The sequence below is a fragment of the Serratia marcescens subsp. marcescens ATCC 13880 genome (assembly GCF_017299535.1).
In the GTDB taxonomy this organism is placed as follows: Bacteria; Pseudomonadota; Gammaproteobacteria; order Enterobacterales; family Enterobacteriaceae; genus Serratia; species Serratia marcescens.
In genome coordinates this window covers 5102365-5117297 of the sequence record NZ_CP071238.1, presented here as the reverse complement: position 1 = coordinate 5117297, position 14933 = coordinate 5102365, and the positions used below count along the sequence as shown (strand labels likewise).

Sequence of the window (14933 nt, the reverse complement as noted above, 5' to 3'; positions counted from 1 at the left end):
GGCGGACTCCACTCGAACAAGATCAATAAAGAAAAGAAACGGGCAACTTTTTTATAACTCATGATTTTTGACACATACCCGGCATCGGCTGTTTGCCTGTGGGGGATGCGAACCGCCTTTCACGGTTTGTGTCCCTCACGATCCCGGCATGAGGGATCGCGATCGGAATGACGGATCATAGCGCAATCCGAGCAAGAGATCCTCCCCTTCCTCACAGATTAGATCCATTTTATCCACAGGCCGCGGCCGGCGGCGATCTTTTCACCGCCAGCGCCGAATGACCGCGCAGATCCCGGCCGCTGCGCCGCGTTTTTTACATTGTCAACCGGTTATACCCTGTTATCCACGCCGGATCCTGCGATCGCGCGCAAAGGATCTCACGGGGATCCTTGCGATTTCACCCCGAGTCCGTATAATCTTCGCCCTACGTGTGATACCTGGTTCCTTATGGTGCGTCATTAGCCAGACAGGATTCTGCGGTGACCACGGGCCAAGACCGGATTTTGTTCCGTTATTGGCAGACAACCAGGTAGGCTGGCGCGATGCGAATTGACTCAGGACTGTACAATTATTACAATCCCGCTTCTTTATGTATTGCGATTGAGGCGTCGGTCATCTTCACGCCGAGTAGCCAAACGCGTTTACTGATCAGTAATTATTTTAAGTTTAGGTAGAAATCGCTATGAAACGCACTTTCCAACCGTCCGTATTGAAGCGCAACCGTAGCCACGGTTTCCGTGCTCGTATGGCCACCAAAAATGGTCGTCAAGTTCTGGCCCGCCGTCGTGCGAAAGGCCGTGCTCGTCTGACTGTTTCTAAGTAATAAAGCTAACCCGCTGAGTGGTTAAGCTCGCTTTTCCCAGGGAGTTACGTTTGTTAACTCCCACTCATTTCACTTTCGTCTTCCAGCAGCCACAACGGGCTGGCACGCCGCAAATCACCATCCTCGGCCGCCTGAACCAGCTGGGGCATCCCCGCATCGGTCTTACCGTCGCCAAAAAACACGTCAAACGCGCGCACGAGCGTAATCGGATCAAACGCCTAACCCGCGAGAGCTTCCGCCTGCGCCAGCACGAATTACCGGCGATGGATTTTGTCGTGGTGGCCAAAAAGGGGATAGCGGATTTGGATAACCGCGCGCTGACGGAAGCTTTGGATAAATTATGGCGTCGCCACTGTCGCCAGGCTCCCGCATCCTGATCGGGCTGGTGCGGGCCTATCAGCTCGTCATCAGCCCGCTGCTAGGGCCTCGTTGTCGCTTCCAGCCGACATGCTCTCATTACGCAATTGAGGCATTAAGCAGGTTTGGCATGATAAAAGGCAGTTGGTTAGCATTGAAACGCGTATTAAAATGCCACCCTTTGAACCCAGGTGGCGATGATCCGGTGCCGCCAAAAACCGACGATAACAGAGAACACTAACGATGGATTCGCAACGCAATCTTCTTCTCATCGCTCTGCTGTTCGTGTCTTTCATGATCTGGCAGGCATGGCAAACGGACAATGCTCCGCAGCCGGCCGCACAGACCACGCAACAGACTTCGAACGCAGTAGCCGGTGATGCCGCCAGCCAGGCCGTGCCAGCCAGTGGTCAGGGTAAGCTGATTACCGTGAACACCGACGTGCTGTCACTGACCATCAACACCCGTGGTGGCGATATCGAGCAGGCTAAACTGTTGGCCTACCCGGATACTCTGGGTTCATCGACTCCGTTCCAACTTCTGGAAACCACCCCGTCGTTCGTCTATCAGGCGCAAAGCGGCCTGACCGGTAAAAACGGCCCGGACAACCCGGCCAACGGCGAACGCCCGCTGTATCAGGCGGCGCAGGACAGCTACACCCTGCCGGAAGGCCAGGACGAGCTGCGCATCCCGCTGACCTACACCGATAAAGACGGCGCGGTCTACACCAAGACCTTCGTGCTTAAACGCAACCACTATGCGGTCGGCGTGGATTACAGCATCGACAACAAAGGCGCGACGCCGCTGGAGCTGACCCTGTTCGGCCAGCTGAAGCAGACCACCGAATTGCCTAAGCACCGCGACACCGGCAGCAGCAACTTCGCGCTGCACACCTTCCGCGGCGCGGCGTACTCGTCCAGCGAGGACAAGTACCAGAAATACGCGTTCGACAAAGACGAAAACCTGAGCGTCACCACCAAAGACGGTTGGGTCGCCATGCTGCAGCAGTACTTCGCCACCGCGTGGGTGCCGGCGACCAAGGGTGACAACACCTTCTACACCGCCAAACCGGGCGACAACCTGTCCACCATCGGCTTCAAATCTACGCCGGTCGTGGTGCAGCCGGGCGCTCAGCAGCAGCTGAACGCGACCCTGTGGGTCGGCCCGGAGCTGCAGGACCAGATGGCCCAGTTGGCGCCGCACCTGGATCTGACCGTGGATTACGGTTGGCTGTGGTTTATCTCCCAGCCGCTGTTCAAACTGCTGAAGTTCATCCACGGCTTTATCGGTAACTGGGGCTTCTCCATCATCATCATCACCTTCATCGTGCGCGGCATCATGTACCCGCTGACCAAGGCGCAGTACACCTCGATGGCGAAAATGCGCATGCTGCAGCCGAAGCTGCAGGCGATGCGCGAGCGCATCGGTGATGACAAACAGCGCATGAGCCAAGAGATGATGGCGCTGTACAAGGCGGAGAAAGTGAACCCGCTCGGCGGCTGCCTGCCGCTGATCATTCAGATGCCGATCTTCCTGGCGCTGTACTACATGCTGATGGGTTCGGTCGAGCTGCGCCACGCGCCGTTCGCCCTGTGGATCCATGACCTGTCGGCGCAAGACCCGTACTACATCCTGCCAATCCTGATGGGCGTGACGATGTTCTTCATTCAGAAGATGTCGCCGACCACCGTGACTGATCCGATGCAGCAGAAAATCATGACCTTCATGCCGGTGATCTTCACAGTATTCTTCCTGTGGTTCCCGTCCGGTCTGGTGCTGTACTACATCGTCAGCAACCTGGTGACCATCCTGCAGCAGCAGCTGATTTACCGTGGTCTGGAAAAACGCGGTCTGCACAGCCGCGACAAGAAAAAAAGCTAAGCGTAGTGTAGGGGTTCGGCGCGCCGACCCTTGCAGTAACACCAAAGGCGGTCATTAGACCGCCTTTTTGCATCTTAATCGTCAGAGAGAACCGTTATGAGCACCACCGATACCATCGTAGCCCAAGCCACCCCGCCGGGACGCGGCGGCGTCGGCATTCTGCGCATTTCCGGAAGCAAGGCCAAAGACATCGCCCTGGCGTTGCTCGGCAAGCTGCCGAAGCCGCGCTACGCTGACTATCTGCCGTTCCGCGACGCCACGGGCGCCACCCTCGATCAGGGCATCGCGCTATGGTTCCCGGGGCCGAACTCCTTTACCGGCGAAGACGTGCTGGAGCTGCAGGGCCACGGCGGGCCGGTGATCCTCGATCTGTTGCTCAAGCGCGTGCTGGCGCTGCCCGACGTGCGCATCGCGCGGCCCGGCGAGTTCTCCGAGCGCGCGTTTCTCAACGACAAACTCGATTTGGCGCAGGCCGAAGCGATTGCCGATCTGATCGACGCCAGCTCCGAGCAGGCGGCGCGCTCGGCGATGAACTCGCTCCAGGGCGCGTTTTCCACCCGCATCCACCAGCTCGTGGAAGCGCTCACTCACCTGCGAATCTACGTGGAAGCGGCGATCGACTTCCCGGACGAGGAAATCGACTTCCTGTCCGACGGTAAAATCGAGGCGCAGCTCAACGACGTCATGGCGGATCTGGACAGCGTGCGCGGCGAAGCGCGCCAGGGCAGCCTGCTGCGTGAAGGGATGAAGGTGGTGATCGCCGGGCGCCCCAACGCCGGCAAATCGAGCCTGCTCAATGCGTTGGCCGGGCGCGAGGCTGCGATCGTCACCGATATCGCCGGCACCACCCGCGACGTCTTGCGCGAGCATATCCATATCGACGGCATGCCGCTGCACATCATCGACACCGCCGGCCTGCGCGACGCCAGCGACGAAGTGGAACGCATCGGCATCGAACGTGCATGGAACGAGATCGAACAGGCCGACAGGGTGCTGTTTATGGTTGACGGCACCACCACCGCCGCCACCGAGCCGGCGGAGATCTGGCCGGAGTTTATGGCGCGCCTGCCAGGCACGTTGCCGATCACCGTGGTGCGCAATAAGGCCGACATCACCGGTGAAACGCTGGGTCTGACGGAAGTGAATAACCACTCACTGATTCGCCTGTCGGCCCGCACCGGCGAAGGCGTCGATGTGCTGCGCGATCATCTTAAACAGAGCATGGGCTTCACCAGCAACATGGAAGGCGGCTTCCTGGCGCGCCGTCGCCACCTGCAGGCGCTGGAACTGGCGGCGCAGCATCTGGTACAGGGCAAAGAACAGTTAGTGAGCGCTTACGCGGGGGAGCTGCTGGCCGAGGAACTGCGCCAGGCGCAGCTGGCCCTGAGCGAAATCACCGGCGAATTCACCTCCGACGACCTGCTGGGCCGCATTTTCTCCAGCTTCTGTATCGGCAAGTAACACCGCCAGACGCCTTCACGGCCGGGACAAGCCCTTGTTCCGGCCGTTTTTCTTTTCCGCTCTCGCTCTGCGCGCCTGCTCACAAAGCCGCCGCAGCGTCCCGCGCTATACTGGCCAGTCAGGAATCTCTCTCAGGAACGAGTCAACATGGCATTGACCCTCAAGGTATTGCTGGAAAACCGCCGCGCCGCCGGCGCCAACCCGCTATTGCAGGCCAAGGCCGGGTTAAGCCTGCTGATTGAGGATGATACGACGTCCATACTGTTCGATACCGGCCCCGACGACAGCTTTCTGCGCAATGCGGCGCTGATGGGTGTCGATCTCTCCCGTATCACCGCGACGGTGCTCTCCCACGGCCACTATGACCACTGCGGCGGCGTCGCCTGGCTGCCGGACAACAGCCGTATCATCTGCCACCCGCAGGTCGGCGATGAGCGCTATGCGGCGCTGAAGGTGCTGGGCCACACTCGGAAAATCAAAAAGCTCTCTTTGGATATCGACTACTCGCGCCACCGCATGCAATACAGCCGCGAACCGCTGGCGATCGGCGATCGCTTTATGTGGTCAGGCGAAATCGCGGTGCCCGCACCCCGCGCCTACGGGGTGATCGCCGGGGAGAACGCAGCGGTAGATTACGTTATTGACGAAGGGGTGCTGATTTACAAATCGGATCGCGGTCTGGTGATCGTGACCGGCTGCGGGCACCGAGGGATCGTGAATATCGTGCGCCATTGCCAGCAAATCACCGGAATCGACAGGATCCACGCCTTGATCGGCGGTTTTCATCTGCGCTGCGCTTCCCCGCGCACGCTCTGGCGCGTCCGCCGTTTTTTACGGCAGCATCAGCCGGAAAAGATCATGGGCTGCCACTGTACCGGCGCCTGGGGCCGGCTATGGCTGCCGGCAGGGCTCGCGCCGGCCACCGGCGATACGCTGGTTCTGGATTAAGCGTGCCGTTTTACACCAACAACGTCGCGATTACCGCGATGCCGGAGCCCAGCACGACGACGCCGATCCCCTTTTGCCTGCCGTCGCCCCGTAGCAAAAAATACAGTGATGGGATGAAAAAGACGGTCATCACGATAACGGGTATCGACCAGCCCGAGATGATCTTGATAATGCTCGGGTTGATCGTACCAATAAACGTACAGACAACGATATTCCCTGCGATGATTCTCTTTTTGCCCGCCACGCCGAAGGACGTAATGCCATCGATCACGCCGGTCAACGTGCCGATATAGGCGCCGCCGGTCAGTAAACATAGCAACAGGGCAGCGCCTAACCACGCCGTGGCGCTGCCGGTCAAACCGGCGGTATAAAACAGCGCATCCACATTGCGGCTGTTAATGATTGAGATGTCATCCAGCGTCAGCAAACGGCTGATGGCGATAACGATCATGACGATAAACGCCATGATCAGTACCTTGCCAAACAGAATACTGCGTGCCTGCGGTCGCACGGCGCTTTTCGCAAAGCGCTGGATGCACGGGGTAAAGTTAAATGTAAAAAGAAAAATTGGCAGCAGCAGCCACGTCTGCAATGAAATGCCAGGCGACGCCTGCACCGCCTGCCGCCCCCCTGCAGGTTGTAACAGGAAAAACACCGCCAGGATCGCCACCAGTACGATAGAAACCAGTGCCATTCTGGAAATCAGGTGCTCGACTCGCTGACTAAACGCCAACCATGCCGCCGACAGCGCGGCACTCAGCAACAGCGAAATGCCGCCCCTAACCCAGAATCCGTTGTGGAAAAAAGACGCGACGACGTTGACCAAAGTGATGAAATTTATCAGCACGATAATAATCATCGACAAAATAAACAGCACACAGACGATTGCCGCTGCCCGCTCGCCGATAAACGTCGATGATGCCGCCAGGAAATCTTTCTCCGGGTGCGAAATGATGAATTTGAAAAAAAGATAGTGCGCCATCATCGATACCGACATGGCGATAACGATAAACAGCATGAACACCTTCATCCCCAGCACGCCCGGCCCCACCGCCTGCGGCAAAAAGAAAATCCCGGCGCCGAATGCCGTGGAGAAGAAAGTGACTGGCCAATACAAGTGTGAGATTTTCATGATGATGCTCGACCATCATGGCTATGCGCGACACATAGCCAGTTGGCACAAAAAATGTCATTCGAAACAGGATTTGCCGAAGAAGACCAGCAAAGAAGGCAAGGCGAAATTATCGTAAAAAGTCGCGGCCGCACGATAGCCGTTAAGCACGTTGACGCGTGAACACAGCGGAAAAACGCCAATATGCGACGTATAATTATCAAAGATTTTATTGGAGGAAATACGATACCGAATGGCCCTGAACGTCGCGGCATTTCCCGCCGCGCAGGTCGGTTTATTTTCCTTGATGATATCGAACGCGTGTTCACCCACCGTCATCTTCACATTTCCGTCTTGGCGCTGAAAATACGCCTCTTTATCCATACGGTTTTTAATGTGGCGTTTAAAGCGATCCGCCATGTTTTTCTCACTGACATAAAATGCATTGATATCAATGTCATGGCGTTGATTAGACGCCAGAATGTAGTCGTTTATTTTTTCCGGAATAATGTACGGCGATGTCGCCATCTTCCTGAATTCGTTAGCGCCGTCTATCTCGCTGCCATCGTTTTTTTCCATATAGAAATCATTTATTTCCATCAAGAAGTCAGGCTGAACACCGAGCCGTCTGATGGATTCGGCAATGTAGTCAATGCAGAAGCGCGCGGACTTTTCCACTTCACTGCTGATAGAAAAACGATCGTCCAAATTAACCACGGTATGCCCGCCGGAAATCACCACCTTATCCGTCAAAAAAGATGATGCCAGCGCGATGAGTTCTTCAACGTTGTTATTTGAAACCTCATTGTTGATAACCTCAGCGATCCCATTCTGATCGGCTTTGTAGACGATAAAGCGATCTTCACCCTTCCAACCTTTTTTGCAGTTACATTTATATTCTTTAAAAACAACACGTTCAGCTGTCTTATAAAAATCGGCGCTTTGCAGCGGCATTAATTCGAGATCTGGCATACCCTTCTTCCCTATTCGTAGCCAATGACGCCAACTTTTTATAACAATAGCTAATGTAAATTTAGTGACCTGACTCTGATAATTAATAAACACCTACAATAAATAGGGTTTTTGTGGGTTTGGTCACATTTTCAAGTTCAGGTTATTTTAACCATTTTTATTGTGTGGTTTTATATTTCCAACAAACGAATGCGGAGAGGTGGGCGAGTGGTTTAAGCCAGATTTAAGAAACTAACCGTTTCTTAAATCCACACGAGTCATCGTGTCGTAGGTTCGAATCCTGCTCTCTCCGCCAACTTTTTCTTATCAGGCGGTATTTTATGGGTTCATTGGACGCCGTCGATTCGAAAGCGGCTGGCTTCGGAACTGATTAATTTTATGTACGACCCCATTACGCAACGCGATTTGAGGTCTGAATAACCTTCGCCTTGCATGCCCCCATTCCCTCCTGCACAGCGCAAAAGCCAACAAATCGGATAATCCGCATAGTGTTTTTTGATGATAAATCCTCAACTTAGTCTTAATCTAACACCCCTGCGTTCTTAGCGACCCTCTGTCATGGAGTGAACAATGGCGTGTCATTTTGCCCGATGGACCCCGGCCTCCGCTGTCCTGGATACCCAGAGACTCTCCGACGAAGTGATAGCCGCCACCCGCACCTTTTCCGTTAAGCGCCGCACGCGCTACCTGCAAGGGCGCATTCTGCTCGCCGAAATGATGTTCTACCTGTACGGCCTGCCGACGCTGCCCCCCATCGCCACCACGCCGACCGGCCGCCCCTGCTTCGCCGATCATCAGTTGCCCGATTTTAGCCTCGCCTACGCCAGCAACACCGTGGGCGTGCTGCTTAGCGACGAGGGCAAAGTCGGACTGGATATCGAAGTGATGCGGGCGCGCGGCAGCCGGCAAAGCGCGCTGCAGAACGCGCATCAGACGCCGGCGGAAAGTGCCTGGATCGGCGCGCAGGACGATCGGCTGGAGGCGGAGACTCAGCTGTGGAGCATTCGGCAAAGCGTGCTGAAAATTTCCGGCCTCGGCAACAGCGGCCAGTCCACGCTGCGTCTGCATCCCTTCTCCGGTCACCTGCGCTCCAGCGCCACGCCGGACGTTCAGGTGATGAGCGACGCCGACGAATATCTGAGCTGGGCCTGCGCCGGCAGCCCCGAGCTGGATCGTCTGCTGTGCTGGCGCTACGAAGAGCGCGGCGGCCTGCACAAAGACGGGGAAATATCGCCGCGCAGCCCGGCGGCATCCTCACGCTTCGTTAAACTGACGGGCCTGAAGACTCCAGGTTGACGCGGCGCAAAGCGGATAACGCGGTCTTTACCGCACGAGTTACTGGATTAAATTGTAAAGACAGCTAAATGTTGAGCAATCGCCTATTCTCGACCCGCGCTTTAGCCTACTATTCGCCCATGTTGTACGCTGAATCTGCTCATTCGAAAGGGAGAATCACCATGTCAGACCAAGCCTTAAAAATCGTCACTCTACTCGGCAGCCTGCGCAAAGGCTCCTACAACGCCATGGTGGCCCGCGCCCTGCCTGGCCTGGCTCCGCAGGGCGTCACCATTGAAGCGCTGCCCTCCATCCGCGATATCCCGCTGTACGACGCCGACATGCAACAGGGTGAAGGCTTCCCTGCCGCAGTCGAAGCGATAGCAGAGCAGATCCGCCAGGCCGACGGCGTGATCATCGTCACCCCCGAATACAACTATTCCGTGCCCGGCGGGTTGAAAAACGCCATCGATTGGCTGTCTCGCGTACCGAATCAGCCGCTGGCCGGCAAGCCGGTGGCCATTCAAACCAGCTCAATGGGGCCGATCGGCGGCGCGCGCTGCCAATACCATCTGCGTCAGATCCTGGTGTTCCTCGATGCGATGGTAATGAACAAGCCTGAGTTTATGGGCGGCGTGATCCAAAGCAAGGTCGATGAACAGGCCGGTGAACTGAGCGATCAGGGAACGCTGGATTTCCTGACCGGCCAGCTGTCCGCGTTCAGCGATTTTATTCGCCGCGTGGAGTGAAGGTCTCGCGGCGCCCGCGGGGCGCCGCAACAGGACATGACGTCCGTCAATTTATTGAAATTAAAGCCATAGCATCATGTATTTTTTCATTTTAGCGTTATTTTTCGTTTCCATCACCAGTCCCGCTTTCGCCGCAGACATGCGTTATCCCGCCGGTGAAGAACCGCTGGAGCTGCCTGCGCACAGCGCGCTCAACGCCCAGCTGTCGCGATCTGCGCAAAACCAGGAAGATAAAAAGCTGGGCGCCATGTCGCTGTACCTGACGCTGATGCGCGAAGACGGCCGCAATGTCTGGGCGCCCTACCAGCTGGCGGTGTCGTCGGCGGAGAAAGGGCAAACCGAGCTGGCGGAGCGCTACCTGCAGCTGAGCGCCGACCGCGGCCTGTGGTACTACTACAACCTGCTGGAGGACGACGCCTTCAACAGCATCCAGCACTCCGCCACCTACCAATCTATCCTGGCCGCCACCAAAGCGCGCTATCTGCAGCACGCTCGCCGCTATGAAGGCAAGGCCAGCTACGCGATACCGGACGGCGAAACGCCGCCCGAAGGGTGGCCAACGGTGATCTTCCTGCATACCTACGGCAAAGCCGCCGCCATCAGTCCCGAGGAGCGGCTGCTGTTCGGCGAAATGGGCGTGGCCTACATCGAGCTCAACGGCACGCAGATGCTGTCGGAAAACAGCTTCCGCTGGTCGAATTACAGCGACGAGAGCACCCAAACCGCCATTCAGCGTACGCTGCAACAGCTGGCTCCGCAGCTAAAGCTGGATCCCCGGCGGATTTACCTCAGCGCCCGCGGCCAGGGCGCGTTGCACGCCGCCAACCTGATCGCCAAGTACCCGCAGTTTTATGCCGGCGCGCTCTTGATCGCCCCCAACGGCGAGATCAAGCCGGCCCAGCAGTCGCTGGCGGCGCAAAAGAAAATCGTGATGGCGTATTACGATCGGCAGAATTTCAGCGAACAGGCGCTGGCATTGCACTTCGCCAATCTGTTCGGGGAGGATAATCAGGTGCAGACGCTGCACTTCGCCCAGGGGGAGGATGCCGCCGGCAGTTGGCAGGCGCGCTTCAGGCGGCCGTTGCAGTGGGTGCTGGATCGGGCGCCGGATGCGACGCCGGGCGTCTAAGATTTCAGGGCCGACGGGCGTCGGCCCTTTGGCTGTCAATGGCCGTCGACGAAGACGATCTTCAGCACGAACAGCAGCGCCACGACCACCACGCACGGGCTGATTTCACGCCAGCGGCCGGTGCCGAGCTTCATCACGCAGTAGGAGATAAAGCCGAGCGCGATGCCTTCGGTGATCGAGAAACTGAACGGCATCATCACCGCGGTGACAAACGCCGGTACCGCTTCGGTCAGATCGTCCCACTTCACCCGCGCCAGGCTGGAGGTCATCAGCACGCCGACATAGATCAGCGCGCCGGCGGCGGCGTAAGCCGGCACCATGCCCGCCAACGGCGACAGGAAGATCACCAGCAGGAACAGCAGGCCGGTGACCACCGCCGTCAGACCGGTGCGGCCGCCGACGGCGACGCCGGACGAGCTTTCGATGTAAGCGGTCACGGAAGAGGTCCCCGCCAGCGAACCGGCCACTGAGCTGATGCTGTCAACGTACAACGCCTGCTTCATGCGCGGGAACTTGCCCTGGTTGTCGGTCAGGCCGGCTTTATCGGTGACGCCGATCAGGGTGCCGGAAGAGTCGAACAGGTTCACCAGCATAAACGAGAAGATGACCCCGGCCAGCCCGATGTTCAGCGCGCCGGCCACGTCGACCTGGCCCACCACCGAGGTGATGCTCGGCGGCAGGGAGAACAGGCCGCCGTATTTCACGTCGCCCAGCATCCAGCCGATCAGGGTGGTGACCACGATAGATACCAGCACCGCCGCGTGGAAGTTGCGCGAAGAGAGCACGGCGATGATGAAGAAGCCGAGCGCCCCCAGCAGCACGTTGTGCGAGGTCAGGCTGCCGATGGTCACCAGCGTGTCCGGGTTGGCCACCACGATGCCGGCGTTTTTCAGCCCCATCATGCCGATGAACAGGCCGATGCCGCTGGTGATGCCGACGCGCAGGCTGACCGGAATGTTGGCGATCATCCAGTAACGGATGCGGAAAATGGTCAGCAGCAGCAGGCCGACCGCGCCCCAGAAGATGGCGCCCATGCCCACCTGCCAGGAAATGCCCATCGCCCCGACCACCACGAAGGCGAAGAAGGCGTTCAGGCCCATCGCCGGCGCCAGCGCCACCGGCAGGTTCGCCAGCAGGCCCATAAAGATGCTGCCGAAGGCGGCGATCAAACAAGTGGTGACAAATACTGCCTGGGTATCCATGCCCGCTGCGCCCAAAATTTGCGGGTTAACGAACACGATATACACCATGGTGAGGAAGGTGGTGATACCGGCAATCGTTTCCGTACGCGCCGTCGTGCCATGTTGCTTGAGTTTAAACACGCGCCCAAGCAAGCCTTGCTCAGCGTCAAGGCCAGATACTGGTTTGGTCATTATCAGAATTCCGAAAATGGGAATGGACAGTCGCCGGCTATCCTATAACAAAAAGTGGGGCTTTTGACGCCGGTCACAGGTTTTTTTCGCCGTCTTTACGGCTAAACGCGTCAACGGCTTGTATTTACAGGCATTCATACCCCGTTGCCGCCCGCTGCGTTGCCGTTTGCCGGCACGGCCGATAAAATGGTCTATCGCCCCCTCTGTCCCTATCCGTTAAAAACAGGAATCCGCATGTCTTCGACCTTTATCGATAAGCTGGCGTTGATCGCGCTGAAAGATGACAAAGTGGCGCTGGTGCGCTCGCACAATAAGACGCTGTTTTATATGCCGGGCGGAAAGCGCGAAGCGGGCGAAACCGACGAACAGGCGCTGTGCCGCGAAATCGACGAAGAGCTGACCGTTGCGCTGCAGCCGCAATCCATCGCGTTTTACGGCGAGTTCACCGGCCCGGCGGACGGCAAGCAGGACGGCACCCAGGTGCGCATTCGCTGCTACCAGGCCGACTTTACCGGGCAACTGCAGCCGGCCGCCGAAATCGCCGAGCTGAAGTGGTGCGACAGCCGCGATCTGCCGCAGTGCTCACACGTCGCCGCGCTGATTTTGCACGATCTCAAGGCGCGTAACCTGATCAAGTGATCGCTGAGTCGCCTTGGCGGCGTTAACCCGAAGGAACCTGTCCCGCATGAATCAGATTGACTGCATTTTGTTCGACTGCGATGGCACGCTGGTGGACAGCGAAGTGCTGTGCAGCAAAGCCTATGTCCATATGTTCGCCCACTACGGCATTCATCTGTCGCTGGAAGAGGTATTCAAGAAATACAAAGGGGTGAAGCTGTACGAGATCATCGATCGGGTCAATGCCGAGCAGGGCACTGACCTGGAAAAAGAGACGCTGGAGCCGCTGTATCGGCAGGAAGTGGCGCGGTTGTTCGACAGCGAGCTGCAACAGATTGCCGGCGCCCGCGAGCTGCTGGCACAGGTGACGGTGCCTGTCTGCACCGTCTCCAACGGGCCGGTCAGCAAGATGCAGCACTCGCTCGGCCTGACCGGCATGCTGCCTTATTTTGATGACCGGTTGTTCAGCGGCTATGACATTCAGCGCTGGAAGCCGGATCCGGCGATCGTGTTTCACGCCGCCGAACAGATGCGGGTGCCGGTGACGCGCTGCATCCTGGTGGACGATTCGCCCGCCGGCGCGCAGGCCGGCATCAATGCCGGCATTCCGGTCTTTTACTTCTGCGCCGATCCGCATAATCCGCCGATCGATCACCCGCTGGTGACCACGTTTGACGACCTGGCTCAATTGCCCGCGCTGTGGCGCGAACGCGGCTGGCGGCTGACGGCCGATTAACTGGCCGGCAACGGCGGCTTGTTGCGCCACCAGCGCCAGGACCGCTTCAGCGCGCGGGTTTGCGCGCCGAAGCGGCGGTTGACCGCGTTGGCCAGCAGATCGAGCGCCAGGCAGAATACGAAATAGACCAGCGCCACAAACAGGAACACTTCCATCGGATAGACCATGCTGCGGTTGTTGACCTGGGTCGCCAGGAAGGTCAATTCGCCAACGCCGACGATATAAGCCAACGAGGTGTCTTTGATCAGAGAAATCCACTGGTTGATGAACGACGGCACCATCATGCGCAGCGCCTGCGGCAGCACGATCATGCGCAGCGTCTGCCAGCGCGTCAGCCCCAGAGAAAGCCCGGCCTGCCACTGGCCGGGACCGATCGCGGCGATGCCGGCCTTCACCGCATGAGCCAGATAGGCCGAAGCGATCAACGCCAGCGCACACACCACGGTGGTAATTTCCGGGATCTCGACGCCAAACACCATCGGCAGCAGGAAATAGGTCCAGAAGATCAGCATGATGACCGGAATAGCGCGGAAAAAGCCCAACACCGCCGCCAGCAGCCCGGCGGCGACGCCGCGCGACATCGCCAGCGCCACGCCGAGTAAGGTGCCGAGCACCGCCGAGACCACGCCGGCCATCAGGCTGATCGCCAACGTCAGCGCCGCGCCGCCCAGCGGCCCATCCGGCCAGGTGCCCCACAGCAGGTAACCCAGGTTGTCATGAATCACGCTGAAATCCATCTCAATGTCCTCCCAGCGGTTTACGCTGTTGTCGCCACATGCCCCAACCTTCCAGCAGCGCGATGATGGCGATATACAGTACCGTCGCCACGCCGAACGCCTGGAAGGTGCGCAGGGTTTCGGTTTCGACCTGACGCGAGGCGTAAGAGAGTTCGGCAACGCCGATCGCCATGGTCAGCGACGAGTTCTTGATCACGTTCATGTATTGCCCCAGCAGCGGCGGCAGCGCGATTTTCAGCGCCTGCGGCAGCACCACGTAGCGCATCGCCTGCCAGCCGGTCAGCCCCAGCGCCTGAGCGGCATATTTCTGCCCGCCGGCGACGCCGCGAATGCCGGAGCGGATCTCTTCGGCGATAAAGGCGGTGGAGTACAGCGTCAGGCCGAAGAAACCGGCGAGAAACTCGAACGACGGCCACTCAAGCGGGCCGACCTGATGTGCGCTGTTCAGCCACTGCATGGCGGCGGACGGCAGGATTTGCCCGGCGGCGAAGTACCAGAAGAACAGCTGCACCAGCAGCGGCGTATTGCGAAACAGCGAGCTGTACCCCATCGCCAGCCAACGCAGCGGCCGCAGGCTGCTGTCGCGCATCGCCGCCAGCACGAAGCCCAACAGCGTGGCCGCCAAGCCCGCGCAGGCGGAAAGCCACAGCGTCAGCAGAAAGCCGTGCCACAGCCAGTTCAGGTATTGCGGCGCCAGCAGCCAGTCCAGATTCATGTTCAATCCTTGTCTTGCAGAATGCATCAGGGGCGCAGCAAGCTGCGC

The 14933-nt window shown here is 58.4% G+C and carries 16 protein-coding genes and 1 pseudogene; 12 read left to right on the top strand and 5 right to left on the bottom strand.

What is annotated here, in order from left to right; genetic code table 11:
* The first annotated feature begins 682 nt into the window (after window positions 1-682).
* The 6 genes from rpmH to J0F90_RS24410 all read left to right on the top strand — a co-directional run bounded on the left by rpmH (window position 683) and on the right by J0F90_RS24410 (window position 5470).
* The gene (gene rpmH, locus J0F90_RS24435; RefSeq protein ID WP_000831330.1) at window positions 683-823 is read left to right on the top strand and encodes a 50S ribosomal protein L34; all 141 of its coding nucleotides are present in this window, start codon (window positions 683-685) and stop codon (window positions 821-823) included.
* Window positions 824-840: 17 nt separating this feature from the next.
* Window positions 841-1200, top strand: coding sequence for a ribonuclease P protein component (gene rnpA, locus J0F90_RS24430; RefSeq protein ID WP_004933883.1), 360 nt, complete (start codon window positions 841-843; stop codon window positions 1198-1200).
* Window positions 1164-1421 (top strand): membrane protein insertion efficiency factor YidD, encoded by a 258-nt coding sequence (yidD, locus tag J0F90_RS24425; protein ID WP_004933881.1) that lies wholly within the window; start codon window positions 1164-1166, stop codon window positions 1419-1421. The genes rnpA and yidD overlap by 37 nt, the downstream gene beginning before the upstream one ends.
* Before the next feature lie 2 nt (window positions 1422-1423).
* Window positions 1424-3061: a membrane protein insertase YidC gene (gene yidC, locus J0F90_RS24420; RefSeq protein ID WP_016929601.1), complete on the top strand. Its 1638-nt coding sequence runs from the start codon at window positions 1424-1426 to the stop codon at window positions 3059-3061.
* A 96-nt stretch (window positions 3062-3157) separates the two neighbouring features.
* Entirely contained in the window at window positions 3158-4522 is a 1365-nt protein-coding gene (mnmE, locus tag J0F90_RS24415; protein ID WP_033639099.1) for a tRNA uridine-5-carboxymethylaminomethyl(34) synthesis GTPase MnmE, read from the top strand.
* Window positions 4523-4669: 147 nt separating this feature from the next.
* Window positions 4670-5470 carry an MBL fold metallo-hydrolase gene (locus J0F90_RS24410; RefSeq protein ID WP_033639100.1) on the top strand — a complete coding sequence of 267 codons (801 nt, stop codon included), beginning with the start codon at window positions 4670-4672 and terminating at the stop codon, window positions 5468-5470.
* 10 nt (window positions 5471-5480) lie between these two features.
* Here J0F90_RS24410 and J0F90_RS24405 read toward each other — a convergent pair whose 3' ends face one another.
* Window positions 5481-6602 carry an amino acid permease gene (locus J0F90_RS24405; protein ID WP_033639101.1) on the bottom strand — a complete coding sequence of 374 codons (1122 nt, stop codon included), beginning with the start codon at window positions 6600-6602 and terminating at the stop codon, window positions 5481-5483.
* Between the two features lie 57 nt (window positions 6603-6659).
* On the bottom strand, window positions 6660-7553 hold the full coding sequence (locus tag J0F90_RS24400; RefSeq protein WP_033639102.1) for a hypothetical protein: 894 nt from the start codon (window positions 7551-7553) through the stop codon (window positions 6660-6662).
* A 193-nt stretch (window positions 7554-7746) separates the two neighbouring features.
* Here J0F90_RS24400 and J0F90_RS24395 point away from each other — a divergent pair.
* The 4 genes and pseudogenes from J0F90_RS24395 to J0F90_RS24380 all read left to right on the top strand — a co-directional run bounded on the left by J0F90_RS24395 (window position 7747) and on the right by J0F90_RS24380 (window position 10706).
* Window positions 7747-7848, top strand: a pseudogene (locus J0F90_RS24395).
* 275 nt (window positions 7849-8123) lie between these two features.
* Entirely contained in the window at window positions 8124-8849 is a 726-nt protein-coding gene (locus J0F90_RS24390; protein WP_033639103.1) for a 4'-phosphopantetheinyl transferase family protein, read from the top strand.
* Window positions 8850-9010: 161 nt separating this feature from the next.
* Window positions 9011-9577 (top strand): NADPH-dependent FMN reductase, encoded by a 567-nt coding sequence (locus tag J0F90_RS24385; protein WP_004933859.1) that lies wholly within the window; start codon window positions 9011-9013, stop codon window positions 9575-9577.
* Window positions 9578-9653: 76 nt separating this feature from the next.
* Window positions 9654-10706, top strand: coding sequence for an alpha/beta hydrolase (locus J0F90_RS24380; RefSeq protein WP_033639104.1), 1053 nt, complete (start codon window positions 9654-9656; stop codon window positions 10704-10706).
* Between the two features lie 35 nt (window positions 10707-10741).
* Here J0F90_RS24380 and J0F90_RS24375 read toward each other — a convergent pair whose 3' ends face one another.
* On the bottom strand, window positions 10742-12079 hold the full coding sequence (locus J0F90_RS24375) for an NCS2 family permease (RefSeq protein WP_004933851.1): 1338 nt from the start codon (window positions 12077-12079) through the stop codon (window positions 10742-10744).
* 234 nt (window positions 12080-12313) lie between these two features.
* Here J0F90_RS24375 and J0F90_RS24370 point away from each other — a divergent pair, with 234 nt between their 5' ends.
* Entirely contained in the window at window positions 12314-12718 is a 405-nt protein-coding gene (locus tag J0F90_RS24370; RefSeq protein ID WP_033639105.1) for an NUDIX hydrolase, read from the top strand.
* Between the two features lie 46 nt (window positions 12719-12764).
* The gene (yieH, locus tag J0F90_RS24365; RefSeq protein ID WP_016929610.1) at window positions 12765-13433 is read left to right on the top strand and encodes a 6-phosphogluconate phosphatase; all 669 of its coding nucleotides are present in this window, start codon (window positions 12765-12767) and stop codon (window positions 13431-13433) included.
* Here yieH and J0F90_RS24360 read toward each other — a convergent pair.
* Together J0F90_RS24360 and J0F90_RS24355 are read right to left on the bottom strand one after the other, a co-directional pair.
* Window positions 13430-14170, bottom strand: a complete 741-nt coding sequence (locus J0F90_RS24360) for an amino acid ABC transporter permease (protein ID WP_033639106.1) — start codon at window positions 14168-14170, stop codon at window positions 13430-13432. The genes yieH and J0F90_RS24360 overlap by 4 nt on opposite strands.
* 1 nt (window position 14171) lies before the next feature.
* Window positions 14172-14885 (bottom strand): amino acid ABC transporter permease, encoded by a 714-nt coding sequence (locus tag J0F90_RS24355; RefSeq protein ID WP_016929611.1) that lies wholly within the window; start codon window positions 14883-14885, stop codon window positions 14172-14174.
* Between the last annotated feature and the right edge of the window lie 48 nt (window positions 14886-14933).

Bases quoted from the DNA above. Each gene is read 5' to 3' on its own strand.
- rpmH (WP_000831330.1), top strand. From the start codon at position 683: ATGAAACGCACTTTCCAACCGTCCGTATTGAAGCGCAACCGTAGCCAC.
- yidD (WP_004933881.1), top strand. From the start codon at position 1,164: ATGGCGTCGCCACTGTCGCCAGGCTCCCGCATCCTGATCGGGCTGGTG.
- yidC (WP_016929601.1), top strand. From the start codon at position 1,424: ATGGATTCGCAACGCAATCTTCTTCTCATCGCTCTGCTGTTCGTGTCT.
- mnmE (WP_033639099.1), top strand. From the start codon at position 3,158: ATGAGCACCACCGATACCATCGTAGCCCAAGCCACCCCGCCGGGACGC.
- J0F90_RS24410 (WP_033639100.1), top strand. From the start codon at position 4,670: ATGGCATTGACCCTCAAGGTATTGCTGGAAAACCGCCGCGCCGCCGGC.
- J0F90_RS24405 (WP_033639101.1), bottom strand. From the start codon at position 6,602: ATGAAAATCTCACACTTGTATTGGCCAGTCACTTTCTTCTCCACGGCA.
- J0F90_RS24400 (WP_033639102.1), bottom strand. From the start codon at position 7,553: ATGCCAGATCTCGAATTAATGCCGCTGCAAAGCGCCGATTTTTATAAG.
- J0F90_RS24390 (WP_033639103.1), top strand. From the start codon at position 8,124: ATGGCGTGTCATTTTGCCCGATGGACCCCGGCCTCCGCTGTCCTGGAT.
- J0F90_RS24385 (WP_004933859.1), top strand. From the start codon at position 9,011: ATGTCAGACCAAGCCTTAAAAATCGTCACTCTACTCGGCAGCCTGCGC.
- J0F90_RS24380 (WP_033639104.1), top strand. From the start codon at position 9,654: ATGTATTTTTTCATTTTAGCGTTATTTTTCGTTTCCATCACCAGTCCC.
- J0F90_RS24375 (WP_004933851.1), bottom strand. From the start codon at position 12,079: ATGACCAAACCAGTATCTGGCCTTGACGCTGAGCAAGGCTTGCTTGGG.
- J0F90_RS24370 (WP_033639105.1), top strand. From the start codon at position 12,314: ATGTCTTCGACCTTTATCGATAAGCTGGCGTTGATCGCGCTGAAAGAT.
- yieH (WP_016929610.1), top strand. From the start codon at position 12,765: ATGAATCAGATTGACTGCATTTTGTTCGACTGCGATGGCACGCTGGTG.
- J0F90_RS24360 (WP_033639106.1), bottom strand. From the start codon at position 14,170: ATGGATTTCAGCGTGATTCATGACAACCTGGGTTACCTGCTGTGGGGC.
- J0F90_RS24355 (WP_016929611.1), bottom strand. From the start codon at position 14,885: ATGAATCTGGACTGGCTGCTGGCGCCGCAATACCTGAACTGGCTGTGG.